The sequence below is a fragment of the Domibacillus indicus genome (assembly GCF_000970685.1).
In the GTDB taxonomy this organism is placed as follows: Bacteria; Bacillota; Bacilli; order Bacillales; family Domibacillaceae; genus Domibacillus; species Domibacillus indicus.
The window spans coordinates 671,986-685,604 of record NZ_LAJB01000002.1 but is presented as its reverse complement, the minus strand read 5'-3'; the positions used below and the strand labels follow the sequence as shown (position 1 = coordinate 685,604).

General features: G+C 46.5%; 17 protein-coding genes and 1 other annotated feature. Of the genes, 15 read left to right on the top strand and 2 right to left on the bottom strand.

Going from position 1 to position 13,619, the window contains the following annotated elements:
• Position 1 precedes the first annotated feature (1 nt).
• The 9 genes from VP98_RS03890 (at position 2) to pheA (ending at position 5,732) form a co-directional block, all read left to right on the top strand.
• Positions 2 to 439 (top strand): hypothetical protein, encoded by a 438-nt coding sequence (locus tag VP98_RS03890; protein WP_046173956.1) that lies wholly within the window; start codon positions 2 to 4, stop codon positions 437 to 439.
• Positions 432 to 1,253, top strand: a complete 822-nt coding sequence (locus tag VP98_RS03885) for a site-2 protease family protein (protein WP_046173955.1) — start codon at positions 432 to 434, stop codon at positions 1,251 to 1,253. The genes VP98_RS03890 and VP98_RS03885 overlap by 8 nt, the downstream gene beginning before the upstream one ends.
• Before the next feature lie 47 nt (positions 1,254 to 1,300).
• Positions 1,301 to 1,377, top strand: a sequence feature (ribosomal protein L21 leader region).
• A 12-nt stretch (positions 1,378 to 1,389) separates the two neighbouring features.
• Complete coding sequence (rplU, locus tag VP98_RS03880; RefSeq protein ID WP_046173954.1) at positions 1,390 to 1,698, top strand: 50S ribosomal protein L21; 309 nt, start codon at positions 1,390 to 1,392, stop codon at positions 1,696 to 1,698.
• A 12-nt stretch (positions 1,699 to 1,710) separates the two neighbouring features.
• Complete coding sequence (locus tag VP98_RS03875) at positions 1,711 to 2,043, top strand: ribosomal-processing cysteine protease Prp (protein ID WP_046173953.1); 333 nt, start codon at positions 1,711 to 1,713, stop codon at positions 2,041 to 2,043.
• A 13-nt stretch (positions 2,044 to 2,056) separates the two neighbouring features.
• Entirely contained in the window at positions 2,057 to 2,341 is a 285-nt protein-coding gene (gene rpmA / locus VP98_RS03870; protein ID WP_046173952.1) for a 50S ribosomal protein L27, read from the top strand.
• A gap of 146 nt (positions 2,342 to 2,487) precedes the next feature.
• Entirely contained in the window at positions 2,488 to 3,036 is a 549-nt protein-coding gene (locus VP98_RS03865; protein ID WP_197076547.1) for a Spo0B domain-containing protein, read from the top strand.
• 14 nt (positions 3,037 to 3,050) lie between these two features.
• Entirely contained in the window at positions 3,051 to 4,340 is a 1,290-nt protein-coding gene (obgE, locus tag VP98_RS03860; RefSeq protein ID WP_046173950.1) for a GTPase ObgE, read from the top strand.
• Positions 4,341 to 4,373: 33 nt separating this feature from the next.
• Complete coding sequence (locus tag VP98_RS03855; protein WP_046173949.1) at positions 4,374 to 4,829, top strand: ACT domain-containing protein; 456 nt, start codon at positions 4,374 to 4,376, stop codon at positions 4,827 to 4,829.
• 33 nt (positions 4,830 to 4,862) lie between these two features.
• Positions 4,863 to 5,732 carry a prephenate dehydratase gene (gene pheA / locus VP98_RS03850; protein ID WP_046173948.1) on the top strand — a complete coding sequence of 290 codons (870 nt, stop codon included), beginning with the start codon at positions 4,863 to 4,865 and terminating at the stop codon, positions 5,730 to 5,732.
• Between the two features lie 29 nt (positions 5,733 to 5,761).
• Here the strand turns inward: pheA and VP98_RS03845 are convergent, their stop codons facing one another.
• Complete coding sequence (locus VP98_RS03845) at positions 5,762 to 6,295, bottom strand: transcription repressor NadR (protein ID WP_046173947.1); 534 nt, start codon at positions 6,293 to 6,295, stop codon at positions 5,762 to 5,764.
• 22 nt (positions 6,296 to 6,317) lie between these two features.
• Positions 6,318 to 7,421, bottom strand: coding sequence for an IscS subfamily cysteine desulfurase (locus VP98_RS03840; protein ID WP_231584103.1), 1,104 nt, complete (start codon positions 7,419 to 7,421; stop codon positions 6,318 to 6,320).
• Between the two features lie 97 nt (positions 7,422 to 7,518).
• Here VP98_RS03840 and nadB point away from each other — a divergent pair, with 97 nt between their 5' ends.
• The 6 genes from nadB (at position 7,519) to pfkB (ending at position 13,618) form a co-directional block, all read left to right on the top strand.
• Positions 7,519 to 9,105: an L-aspartate oxidase gene (nadB, locus tag VP98_RS03835; protein ID WP_046174149.1), complete on the top strand. Its 1,587-nt coding sequence runs from the start codon at positions 7,519 to 7,521 to the stop codon at positions 9,103 to 9,105.
• Positions 9,059 to 9,919 (top strand): carboxylating nicotinate-nucleotide diphosphorylase, encoded by an 861-nt coding sequence (gene nadC / locus VP98_RS03830; RefSeq protein WP_046173946.1) that lies wholly within the window; start codon positions 9,059 to 9,061, stop codon positions 9,917 to 9,919. Before nadB ends, nadC begins: the two co-directional genes overlap by 47 nt.
• On the top strand, positions 9,906 to 11,006 hold the full coding sequence (gene nadA / locus VP98_RS03825; protein WP_046173945.1) for a quinolinate synthase NadA: 1,101 nt from the start codon (positions 9,906 to 9,908) through the stop codon (positions 11,004 to 11,006). Before nadC ends, nadA begins: the two co-directional genes overlap by 14 nt.
• Before the next feature lie 65 nt (positions 11,007 to 11,071).
• Positions 11,072 to 11,716 (top strand): SafA/ExsA family spore coat assembly protein, encoded by a 645-nt coding sequence (safA, locus tag VP98_RS18210; RefSeq protein ID WP_052712117.1) that lies wholly within the window; start codon positions 11,072 to 11,074, stop codon positions 11,714 to 11,716.
• Positions 11,717 to 11,945: 229 nt separating this feature from the next.
• Positions 11,946 to 12,698, top strand: coding sequence for a DeoR/GlpR family DNA-binding transcription regulator (locus VP98_RS03815; protein ID WP_046174147.1), 753 nt, complete (start codon positions 11,946 to 11,948; stop codon positions 12,696 to 12,698).
• Complete coding sequence (gene pfkB / locus VP98_RS03810; protein ID WP_046173944.1) at positions 12,695 to 13,618, top strand: 1-phosphofructokinase; 924 nt, start codon at positions 12,695 to 12,697, stop codon at positions 13,616 to 13,618. The genes VP98_RS03815 and pfkB overlap by 4 nt, the downstream gene beginning before the upstream one ends.
• Position 13,619: the final 1 nt, after the last annotated feature.

The following is a 13,619-nucleotide window of genomic DNA, read 5'->3' as shown; positions in this document are numbered from 1 at the left end:
CATGCAAAGAAAAATAATCGCTTCTTTTGGTTTGTTCACTCTTATTTATTTTAGCCAGCAGACTCCTTTTACAAAAGCGGTATTTACAAATGATTTTTCGTTTGCATCTTTTTCTTCTGCCTACGAAGAACGGTTTGGCACTCTTTTGCCGGCTATGGACCGGACAAGCACGCCCCCTGCTTCACTTGTAAGCACAAACAGCATGCTTGCTGCTGAAAAAAATGGAATGGTAATCAGAATTGATAAAGATAACATTTCCATTCAGCAGGAAGATGGAACAGTCCTGCGGGTAAGCGGGCTGAAGCGTGAGCCGTATCGGCTGTTTGAAAGAATCAAACAAGGAGAGCCGGTGGGGACACCTGCCGGCCGCGTAATTGAATTCGTCGAACAAAAAAGCGGCCAAATCCTTTCCACAAGAAAAGTGACTGTAAATGAATAAGATACGGATTCATCCATTAACCTGGCTGTTTGGTGCTGCTGCCGCAGCAACAGGGTTGTTCCTGGAAGCCATATGTGTTGGAGTAATCCTGCTGATTCATGAATTGGGGCACACCGGTGCTGCGTATGCAATGGGCTGGCGTATTCAAAAAATAGAGCTGCTCCCGTTCGGCGGAAAAATGGAAACAGATGAATACGCGGGAAAGCCGCTTTTTGAAGAATGGATCGTTGTTTTGGCCGGTCCGTTTATGCACATTCCCATGTTGATCGGAAGCTTTCTGCTTTTAAAAGCCGGATGGATGGATGCTGCTTTATATGATCTGTTTTTTAAGCTGAATGCGGCTGTGTTCTTATTCAATCTGCTTCCGGCTCTTCCACTTGATGGAGGGAAAATAATTCAACTTGTTTTATGCGCAGCACAGCCTTATTATCATGCATATAAGCAATCCATTTTTTTATCAGCGGCGGTGCTTTTTTTAATTATGGCTTCAGCCGTAATGGTCCTGCCATTTTATGTGCAGCTGCTTTTGACTGTTTCTTATATTGGAGTTCAGCTTCTGGTTATGTGGAAAGAAAAAGAAATTATGTTTATTCGATTTTTAACCGCCCGTTTTTATAGCCCTGTATCGATGCGCCTGTTATGCCTGCCTCTTTTAAAAACGGACCGGCTGCTTCATGCTGTCCGTTTATTTAGAAGAAACCGGACTCATAAATTTCAGGTGGACGGACAGGAGGAGTTATCGGAGGAACAGCTTCTTCAATCTTTTTTTAAAGGAAAAAAAGAGGTTGAAGATCTATTTAAAAATACAGATTGACACTCCTTTTGAAAAATGATAGAATTCATATGTTATTGTTTGTAGCACCCGTGCTACAACCGCACACAGCAGGTTTGAAAGTACCGGTCCGGTCACCTGTTACGTGGCGAGTCTGAGTAAACAGGGAGGTGCAGAAATGTACGCAATTATTGAAACAGGCGGCAAGCAGGTTAAAGTTGAAGAAGGCCAGGCAATCTACATCGAAAAATTGAACGCACAAGATGGTGACACTGTCACATTTGATAAAGTTCTTTTCGTTGGCGGTGACGACGTTAAAGTCGGCAGCCCAGTCGTAGAAGGCGCAACAGTAACGGCTAAGGTTGAAAAGCAAGGCCGTGCGAAGAAAATCATCGTTTTCAAATTCAAAGCGAAGAAAAACTATCGCAGAAAGCAAGGACACCGTCAGCCTTACACGAAAGTAGTCATTGAAAAAATCAACGCATAAGGCGATGATCCAATGATCTATGTAAACATTAATAGAAACGAATCCGGCTGTATTTCATCGTTTACAATGGAAGGACATGCAGGTTTTGATGACAGCGGCAAAGATCTGGTTTGCGCCGGTGCTTCAGCAGTTTCGTTCGGAGCGCTCAATGCAGTCATGGCATTGACCGGCATTATCCCTGATATTGAACAGGGAAAAGACGGCGGTTTGCTGTCTTGCCGTGTGCCTGATGGACTGCCGGAAGCGAAGCAGGAACAAGTTCAGCTGTTGCTGGAAGGCATGATTGTTTCATTACAGACGATTGAAGAAGAGTACGGGCAGTATATTCAAGTAAAATTTCTATAGGAGGTGAAAACACATGTTGAAATTAGATCTTCAATTTTTCGCATCCAAAAAAGGGGTAGGTTCTACAAAAAACGGACGTGACTCTGAAGCGAAGCGTCTTGGCGCTAAGCGTGCAGATGGTCAGTTCGTAACAGGTGGTTCTATTCTTTACCGTCAACGCGGTACGAAAATTCACCCGGGTGAAAACGTTGGCCGTGGCGGAGATGATACATTGTTTGCAAAAGTAGACGGTATCGTTCGTTTTGAGCGTGTTGGCCGCGATCGTAAAAAAGTAAGTGTATATCCTGCTGCTCAATAAGCGGATAGATGAACGGAGGCGTTCTGAAAGTCAACTTTCGGAGCGCTTCTTTTTTTTATGCAAAGCCGTTTATCTTTCCCGTTCAAATGGTACATTTTTCTGCTATACTAATGAAAAGGAATGATGTTCGTAAACGGGCAGGAGGTGTGATCAGTCAAGTGGAAAAAGAAGAATGGACGGTAGTAAAAACGCTTCGTCATGCGCGTCATGACTGGATGAATGACATACAGGTTGTCAAAGGGTATCTTGCCATGAATAATCTTGATGAAGCAGCCAGGGCAACCGATCACATTATTATGAAAGCTGTGCAGGAATCAAGACTTTGTAATCTTGGCATGCCGGGGATGGCGGAGCTGTTTATAACGTTCAATTGGTCGCAGCGCCTATTTAAGCTTGAATATGAGCTCGATCATACTATTATATCTCGACGGGCAGATGATCAAAAGGCACTTTGTTTCTTTAACCGTTTATTTTCACTGCTGGAGCAGCACATAAAAGAATACAACGAACATGAGTTATTTGTGCATATGTCTGAAAAAGAAGGGCGTTTTTTTGTGCAAATGGAATGGATGGGTGAAGTGCTTAATCGGTCCCTGCTATTGAAGGAAATGGATGAAATATCAAAAGCGCTGGGCTTGAAAAGCGCTGTGTTGGAAACGAGCGGTCAGGATATACTAATGGAAGTGACATTTTAGGAGGAGCAGACAATATGTTTGTAGATCAGGTTAAAATATATGTTAAAGGCGGCGATGGCGGAAATGGCATGGTTGCATTCCGCCGGGAGAAGTACGTGCCAAACGGAGGCCCTGCAGGCGGCGACGGCGGAAATGGCGCAAATGTTGTGTTTGAAGTAGAAGAAGGACTTCGGACACTTATGGACTTTCGCTACCAGCGCCATTTTAAAGCTCCGCGCGGCGAGCATGGCATGAGCAAGAACATGCACGGGCGCAATTCAAAGGATATGGTTATTAAAGTGCCGCCCGGAACAGTGGTAACAGATGACGAAACAGGAGAAGTAATTGCTGATCTTGTCGAACACGGACAGCAGGCAATTATCGCCAAAGGCGGACGCGGCGGACGGGGGAACAGCCGCTTTGCCACTCCGGCCAACCCCGCACCGGAAATTTCTGAAAACGGGGAGCCGGGCATTGAGCGCAATGTAACACTCGAATTAAAGCTGTTAGCGGATGTCGGGCTTGTCGGCTTCCCGAGCGTTGGAAAATCAACACTGCTTTCTGTTGTAACAGCGGCAAGGCCTAAAATTGCTGCTTATCATTTTACAACACTTGTGCCGAACCTTGGTATGGTCGAAACAGAAGACGGCCGAAGCTTTGTTATGGCAGATTTGCCGGGATTAATTGAAGGTGCCCATGAAGGGACAGGTCTTGGACATCAATTTTTACGGCATATTGAACGAACGCGTGTTATTGTGCATGTGCTGGATATGTCCGCCATGGAAGGACGTGATCCATATGAAGATTACGTAACCATTAGAAATGAGCTGAAAGAGTATAATCTTCGCCTGACAGAACGTCCTGAGATTATTGTAGCGAACAAAATGGATATGCCGGAAGCGGAAGAAAATTTAAAAGTATTTAAAGAAAAAGTAGAGCCTGATGCGGTTATTTTCCCGATTTCTGCTCTGACCCGCACCGGGCTGCGTGATCTATTGTTTGTGATTGCTGATAAAGTGGAAGAAACACCGGAATTCCCGCTTGACCACGAAGAAGAAGATCTATCGGTTAACCGGGTAGTGTACCGCCATGAAAAACAAGCCGCAGAGTTTGTTATCTCCCGAGGACCGGATGGTGCCTTTGAAATAACAGGCAGCAAGGTTGAAAAGCTGTTTAAAATGACGGACTTTACTCGCGAAGCATCCATTCGCCGGTTTGCCCGCCAGCTTCGTACGATGGGGGTAGACGACGCCCTGCGCGAACGGGGTGCTGAAAATGGCGATATTGTACGCTTGCTGGATTATGAGTTTGAATTTGTCGAATAAAAGCTGTTGCAGGCGGTTTTAAGGGGGAACGACATGGGGAAAAAAGAGCGAAATGAAAAATTTTATCTGGTTCGGGAAGATGTACTTCCCGAAGCCATGAAAAAAACGCTTGATGCCAAGGAATTAATTGAACGGAAAAAAGCCGATTCTGTCTGGGAAGCGGTGCAAAAAGTAGATTTAAGCCGCAGTGCTTTTTATAAATACCGCGACACGGTGTTTCCGTTTCACACGGTTGTTAAAGAGCGGATCATTACACTGTTTTTTCATTTGGAAGACCGGTCGGGTACCCTGTCTGAGCTGCTTGCTGTTGTAGCGGGCTGCGGCGGAAATGTGCTGACGATTCATCAGACGATTCCGCTGCAAGGCCGCGCAAATGTGACGCTTTCTTTAAACGTCACCGGCATGAAAACGGGATTGGACGAGCTGTTAATGCGCTTAAAAAAATTAGAATTTGTTGATACAGTAGAAGTGCTTGGATCTGGTGCGTGATCCACTTGAATGAGAAGACTGGAGTGAATTGTTTTGAGGAAAATTGCTTTTTTGGGGCCAGCAGCAACTTTTACGGATATCGCTGTATCAGACGCTTTTCCGCATGATGAGCGAATTCCGTGCGTAACCATTCCGGAGTGCATGGATTATGTACTGGAAGGAAAAGCGGACCTGGCTGTTGTACCTATTGAAAATGCCTTAGAAGGAACGGTCAATATGACCATTGATCATTTATTTCACGAAGCAGACTTAACGATAGTTGGGGAACTGACAGCGCCGATTCAGCAGCATTTGCTTATTCACCCGGATAATGCCCACAAATGGAAGGAGTCTGCGCGTATCTTATCGCACCCGCACGCAATCGCGCAGTGCCATAAATTTTTGCATCGCTATTTTTATAGTGTTCCATCCCAGCAAATGACCTCTACGGCAGCGGCCGCCAAATACGTAAGTGAACATCCTGAAGAATGTGTGGCGGCGATTGCCAATTCGCTGTCTGCAAAAGAGTACGGGTTATTTACAGCGCAAAGGGATATTCATGATTACAATTTCAACCACACCCGGTTCCTGGTTTTGTCGAAAACACATGAAGAGCTGGCGTTTCCACTTCCACGAACAGGAGGCAAGACAACGATTGTCGTCACGCTTCCAACCGATCGTCCAGGAACACTTCATCAGGTTCTAGCAACGTTTGCATGGAGAAACTTGAATCTTGCAAAAATTGAATCACGCCCTCTCAAAACAGGGCTGGGCAATTATTTTTTCATTATCGATGTGGCACAGCGTATTGATGATGTGCTTGTACCCGGTGCTTTTGCAGAAATGGAGGCGCTTGGGTGCAAGGTGCAGGTGCTGGGCAGCTATTATGGCTATGAAGTGGGACAAGCCGCAGAAAAAGCGTAAAAAAGCTCATCGAATGATGAGCTTTTTTTTTATTCAAGCAAAAAGCCGGCGTCCCGAAGCGCCTGCTCTGCTTCATCCAGGGCCGCTTCATCCCTGGCGGATAGTGTATGCAGATGGACTCCTTCTGTTAATTCAGATAAATAAGCCGCTTTCGTTTCGTTAATCTTTTCTAAAAACCGGAGGGCTTCTTTCCGGTTTGACACCATAATCGAAGCTGTTAAATCTCCGTAAACCGGATGTTCAATTTTCACATCTTTGACCAGGACGCCCAGATCGACAAGAAGCAGCAATTCTTCCTTTGTTTGAGACGGAGGATGCGAGCAGGCCACCACGCGCTCAACACTCGCTGCTTCCGGGGCTGTAAAATATACATATCCCTGGCTTGTGGCCATAATGGGAATGCCGCGTGCTTTAAGAAGCGTAATGTCCCCTACGATCACCTGGCGGCTCACTTGTGCGCGTTCAGCAAGCTCATTCCCGGTCAGCGGCGCATTCTCCGACTGAAGCCAGAATAAAATTTGTTCCCTCCGCTCTTCTCCAATCAGTTTCTTTTTTTCAGTCATGACATAATCCCTCCACCGGCTATCATAGCACAACCGCCTGCTCTGCAACATGCCGGAGCGCCTGTCCAAGCCTGGTGACTTCCTTTTCAGTTGTGTCCGGCCCGAATGAAACGCGGAAAAACTGGCGCGCTTCTTCAAAACTCATTCCCATCGCAAGAGCTGCTTTCATGCCAGATGCTGAAGAAGCATCACACGCACTCCCGGTTGAGATGTATATATTCTGTGCATTTAAAGCGAGCATAACAAGCTGGCCTTCCAATCCCGGAATACACATACCGATTACACCGGGATATTGATGGGAGCTTTCACCTTCAATCCATCGAATCGAAGATCCCTTCAGCTTTTCTTTCAGCAGACTTCTTAAATAGGCAAGCTTTTTGATAGAAGGAGAGCTTTTCGCTGCTTGTGCAAAAGCGGCGATGGCTGGTGTATCCACAGTGCCGCCCCGGATGCCTTTTTCATGAGTTAAACCTGGAAACACCGGCTTGAGCGAATGAAAAGGAGAAAGATACACGGCGCCGCATCCTTTTGGACCGCCGACTTTATGGGCTGAAAATGTCATAGAGTCCGCGTGAATAGAATCAAGCGGAATTTTGCCGAATGACTGGACACAGTCCGTGTGGAAAAGAATATTTCTTTTTTTTGCTTCTGCGGCAATTTGCTCAACAGGCTGAATAGTTCCGATTTCAGGATTAATATGCTGAATGGAAATCAACACGGTATCAGCGCGGATTGCGCGTAAAATCGATTCTACTGTGACAATTCCATTTTTATTCATCGGAAGTTTTGTTATCTCATAGCCCTCTGACTGCAGGAAGGACATCGCAGAGTGCACAGAAGTATGTTCCGCTGCCCCGGTGATAATATGCTTTTTGGATTTGTTTCTCACTAAAGACAAAACAGCCAGAATATTTCCTTCGGTCCCGCTGCCGGTAAAATAAATGCCATCCTTTAACACACCGGCCTGTCTGGCGATATCGGCCCGGCACTGTTCAAGAAGCAGCGAGGCACGTGTGCCTTCATCATGAGGGCTTGATGCGTTGCCAAAAAAATAACGGGCTGCTTCCAGGTAGATATCAAGTGCTTCTTTCTTCATAGGAGAAGTAGCGGCATAGTCAAAATACAATAGTATCCCTGCTTCCTTAAACTTAAATTTATTCTTGTCTTTCTGTTTATTTTATGTAAAGATAAGTGTCAAGACAACTGTAAAGTGAGGGTGAATGATGAAAAAAACGCCGGGCGCGGTCATTGTTGGATCGGGAATTGCGGCTTTGCAGGCAGCAAGGCACCTGGCTGCGCATATGAATGTGATTGTTATCACAAAAGGAGAAATTCGTCAGAGCAATTCGTATTTTGCACAGGGCGGTATCGCGGCAGTCCTGTCTCCGCCAGATACGCATGCCTCTCATATAAATGATACGCTTTCTGCAGGAGAACAGCATCATGTTCCTGAAGCCGTTGAACAGCTTATAACAGAAGGGGCAGCGAGGATAAGGGAACTGCTCATAGAAGGCTTCCCGGCAGACCGGCAGGAAAACGGAGCCCTGTCACTGGGGCTTGAAGGTGCCCACAGCCGGCCGCGTATTGTTCATGCGGGAGGCGATGCAACAGGGAAATGGACGGTTGAACATCTTCTTGCACGTCTCCCGGGCCAGGTAGAACTCCGTGAGAATGAACTGGCTTTTGAACTCATTGTTCATGAAGGAGTTTGTACAGGAGTGAAGACGAAGGATGCAAAAGGCGGTATTCATGAATACAAAGCTGATCATATCGTGCTGGCAGCTGGCGGAGCGGGTGCGCTTTATTCCTTTACTTCTAATCAGGAAACGATAACAGGTGATGGCATCGCGCTTGCTTATCGAGCCGGCGCAGCCGTAACAGACATGGAATTTATCCAGTTTCACCCAACCCTCCTTTATGTAAATGGAAAAGCAAAAGGATTGATTTCCGAAGCGGTCAGGGGGGCCGGGGCCGTATTAGTAGATGAATCAGGAAAAAGAATTATGCAGGGTGTACATCCACTGGAAGATCTGGCGCCGCGCCATATAACAGCTTTTGAGATATACAAAGCCCGAAGAAGCGGAAAAGAAGTTTATCTTAACATGTCCATGATTGAAGGGTTTGAGAAACTATTTCCGACTATCTCGGCTCTTTGCAGTAAGCAGGGAATTGATTTGCAGGAAGGGCGCATTCCTGTCGCGCCAGGAAGCCATTTTTTAATGGGCGGAGTAAAAGCGGATACGTGCGGGCGAACGTCCATTAAAGGTTTATATGCCATTGGTGAAACAGCCTGCACAGGTGTTCACGGCGCGAACCGGCTTGCCAGCAATTCGCTGCTGGAAGGTATTGCATTTGGCAGGCGTTTTGTAAAGTCATTGCTGGAGGGTGAAAACACTATAGAAAGAGCTGTCCCGTCGGTTTCGGCAGCAGCATCTGATATACCGCCTCTTTTTGAAAAAAGTGAATTGCAATCGATGATGATGGAATCGGCCGGATTGATACGAACGGAAGAAAAGCTTGAGGCACTGGCAGGCTGCCTTCGGGAGGCCGCGCAGTTAAAAGGGGATATCAGCCGCTGGCCGGCAGAGAAGATAGAACGTTTATTTATGCATACGACGGCTTATTTGATTGCTGTTTCGGCCCTGAGCCGGACAGAATCGCGCGGTGCCCATATACGGTCAGATTATCCGTCCAGAGAGGACAGCTGGGAAAATACATGGATTACAATCGAAAATGGCCAATTAAATAAGAGGAGCGGAGAACATGAATGGAATCAAAATAGAGGAAGCACTGAAAGCCTTTTTTATTGAAGACATTGGTGACAGGGATCTTTCAGGAGAAAGCATTTTTTCAGAAGCAGAAACAGGCGGTTTTTCTTTTTATGCGAAGGAAGCAGGCATTTTTTGCGGGAAAACGGTAATTGAAAGAGGGTTTCGGCTTATTGATGAGCATGTCTTTGTTCAGGTGCGGGAGAGGGACGGTGAATGGGTGGAAAAAGGCGAGTGCCTGGCCCGGATCGAAGGTTCATACCGGTCACTTTTAGCAGGAGAGCGGGTCATTTTAAATTTGGTTCAGCGTATGAGCGGCATTGCCACAACAGCGGCGCTGGCAGTAGAACAAACAAAAGGCACAGCGGCAAAAATATGCGATACGAGAAAAACAACCCCGGGCCTGAGAATGTTTGAAAAATATGCCGTTCGGACGGGCGGCGCTTTTAATCACCGAAACGGGCTGTACGATGCTGTCATGCTGAAAGACAATCATATTGCGTTTGCCGGCGGAATTAAACAGGCCGTTGTGAAAGCGAAGGAGTCCTGCGGCCACACGGTCAAGGTTGAAGTGGAAATTGAAACGAGGGAACAGCTGGAGGAAGCTATAGACTCGGGGGCTGATATTATCATGTTTGACAATTGCAGGCCGGCTGATATTGCTGCATGGCTGCCGCTGGTGCCAGATCACATTGCGACAGAAGCCTCGGGAGGCATTACGCTTGAAAATATTCGTGATTACGCAGTGACCGGTATTGAATGGATTTCGCTTGGAGCATTAACTCACTCGGCCAGGGCGCTCGATATTAGTGCAAGAGCTGAAATGAAAGGAGCTGTTTCCCATGGCTTTAATTGAATTAACAAAAGGATTGCTGCCAGGCCGATATCGACAGATGGAACGGGCGGAAATGGAAGAGAGAGTCAGGAAAATCAAAGAGGAGCTGGGTACATCTCTTTTTATTCCGGGACATCATTATCAAAAAGATGAGGTTATTCAATTTGCTGATGCAGTGGGAGATTCTCTTCAGCTGGCACAGGTTTCAGCTGCCAATCGGCAGGCTGAACATATTGTTTTTTGCGGTGTTCACTTTATGGCGGAAACGGCAGATATTTTAACAAGTGAGGCGCAGACGGTTTATTTGCCGGATATGCGCGCCGGCTGTTCTATGGCAGATATGGCTGACATTTACCAGACAGAGCGTGCCTGGTCTGCTTTGCAGGAATTATTCGGCGACACAATCATCCCGCTCACGTATGTAAATTCTACAGCGGCGATCAAGGCGTTTACGGGGCGAAATGGCGGCTCCTGTGTCACTTCATCCAATGCCCGCTCGATGGTGGAATGGGCATTTACAGAAAAACCCCGTATTTTATTTTTACCGGATCAGCACCTGGGACGCAATACTGCTTTTGATATTGGCGTCCCGCTTGAAAAAATGGCAGTCTGGAATCCTGTGTCAGATATACTTGAATTCGAAGGAAATATAAACGATATACAGGTAATTTTATGGAAAGGGCATTGTTCTGTTCATGAAAACTTTACGGTGTCGAATATTCAAGAGCTGCGCCGAACAAGGCCGGACATGAATATTATTGTTCACCCGGAGTGCCGGAGGGAGGTAGTCGCTCTTGCGGATGATAATGGCTCGACCAAATATATCATTGATGCTATTGAAAGAGCGGAGGCTGGGTCCGCCTGGGCAATCGGGACTGAAATGAACCTTGTTAAACGGATTATTGAAAGCCATCCAGACAAGGATATTGTGTCACTTAATCCAAATATGTGCCCGTGTTTGACGATGAACCGAATTGATCTGCCTCACCTGTTATGGTCTCTTGAAACAATCGCTGCAGGAGAGAGAGGCAATGTGATTCAGGTTGGCAACGAAACAGCTGCAGAAGCAAAGCTGTCACTTGCCCGAATGCTGATGCGGGCTTATTAACTTTTCCGCACACAGCCCAGCCGGGCGCATACAATATGGTTGAATGATCATTGAGGAGGGACACAATGAAAATCCATATTGTGCAGCGCGGAGATACGCTTTGGTCTATTGCAGAGAAACATCAAGTATCTTTTGAGGAAGTTAAAAAATTGAACGCTCATTTGGCCAATCCGGATATGATCGTTCCAGGCATGAAAATTAAACTGCCGGATACAGCAGTAATGCCGATGGAGAGGGAACATCCATATGCAGATAAAAAACCGATTGCAAACCCGCCGCAAATGGAAGAGGTAAAAGAAATGGAAGAAGTAAGCCCGGAAGAGCTGACAATGCCAGATGAGTTTAAAATGCCTGAAAACTGGATGACAGAACCGGTGCCAGCTCCAGCGCCAGCTCCAACACCGGTTCCAATGCCAGCTCCAGAACAGGTAGAATCGGATATGATGATGCCTATGCCGTACCCGCCCGTGCCCTGCTATTTTTTCCCGGTTCCTTATCCGATGCCCTATATGATGCCGATGATGCCGGAGGTCGAAGCCGAGGAAGAAGCTGAATATCCAAACATGCCGAACATGCCAAAGCCTGATATGCACCAAATGCCGGAAACACATCAGATGCCTGAAGCACATCAGATGCCAGAGGCACACCAGATGCCCGGAATGCAGCAAATGCCTTATATGATGCCGCGGTGCCCGTATTGCCACCGCTGAGCGAAAAGACGTGCGTTTTTGCACGTCTTTTTTATTTTGTACAAATTGGCCAGCTTATATATATACATATTTTTTATGCGGAATGATCAAAAATAGGAGGGTATGTGACGGAATGATTACATTTGATTGATTTATTGAATGTTTTTGGTGTATATTGATTGAAGATGATTGTTTTTGTGTGAAAGCGGTTGTATAATGGAAGTATTAAGAGAAGGGAGGGATGCAGCCAGTGCTGACAGAAGAACGCCATGCCATGATTTTAAACTTGTTAAAAGAAAAAGAAGTGGTGAAAATTCAGGAGCTGACAGGAGCAACAGGAGCATCAGAATCGACTATCCGCCGCGATTTGACGGATCTAGAAGCAGCAGGTCTGCTGAGGCGGGTTCATGGCGGCGCTGCAAAAGTATCGAGGAAACGTATTGAACCAACAATGGGTGAAAAAAGTAATCGTTTCTCAGAAGAAAAGCGTGCAGCAGGCAGGCTGGCTGCTTCTCTCATCGAAGACAATGACTGTATATTTATTGATGCGGGAACAACAACACTTGCTCTTATTCCATACATTCAAGCGAAAAATATTGTTGCTGTAACGAGTGGTTTTGATCATTTGCGGCTTTTAGCTGAACAAGGAATTGAAGCGTACAGCACCGGGGGGCGGTTAAAAAAGTCCACGGAAGCTCTAACCGGAACAGGAGCGGTACATGGCCTTCAGCAATATTGGTTTGATAAAGCGTTTCTTGGTGTAAATGGAATTCATTTAAAAGCGGGGTATACAACCCCAGATCCCGAGGAAGCAGCTGTAAAAACAGAAGCAATCAATCGTGCTCAGCAGCCGTTTATTTTATCTGATGCATCCAAATTTCAGGAGAGCACCTTTGCTCATATTGCTGATCTTGACGAGGCAGTTATTATTACGGGCAAAATACCGGAGAAAACAAGACGGATGTTTGAGAAAGTGACGGACATCAAGGAGGCACTATCATGATTTACACATGCACATTAAATCCCGCTGTTGATTATGTGATACGGGTAAATGAGTTCGAGGCAGGAGGATTGAATCGTTCCGAAAGCGCCGATATGTATGCAGGCGGAAAAGGAATCAACGTTTCCAGGGTATTAAAACGCCTTGGCAGCGATACGTGTGCAATCGGTTTTGCAGGCGGATTTACGGGAGAGTTTATTAAAAATGAACTGGACCGGGAAGGTGTGTTTCATCGTTTCACAACAGTACAGGGTGTGACCCGGATTAACGTGAAATTAAAATCAGACACAGAAACAGAAATCAACGGCCCTGCTCCGGCTGTCACAGAAGAGGATGCAAGCCGTCTTGTGCAGCTGATAAGCGGGCTGACTGAGCGGGACTGGCTGCATATTGGCGGCAGTGTTCCAGCCTCATTGCCGGCAGACTACGCAGGTACACTGATTGACGCAGCGCGGAAAAAAGGAGCGCGGGTTGTCGTGGATACGAGCGGTGCTGCGCTGAAAGCATTGCTGCCGTATAAACCGTTTTTTGTTAAACCAAACCATCATGAGCTTGGTGAATTATTCGACACAGAAGTAACATCAAAAGAGCAGGCGGCTTCTATCGCGAAAAAATTGGTTGATGAAGGCGCTGAAAATGTGATTGTTTCGATGGGCGGTGAAGGAGCCGTGCTGGTAAACGAAGCGGGAGCTTATTTTGCTTCACCTCCAAAAGGAACAGTCAAAAATACAGTTGGCTCCGGTGATTCAATGGTAGCCGCCTTTATGGCGAAAATAGACGCCGGCCTAAAGCCTCATGAAGCGTTCCATTGGGCAGTTGCAGCAGGAAGTGCCACTGCGTTTTCAGATGATCTGTGCACAAAAGCAGAAGTAGAAGATGTGTACAGCCGCGTAACAATTGCAAAAGCAAAGCAGGAGGGGTAAG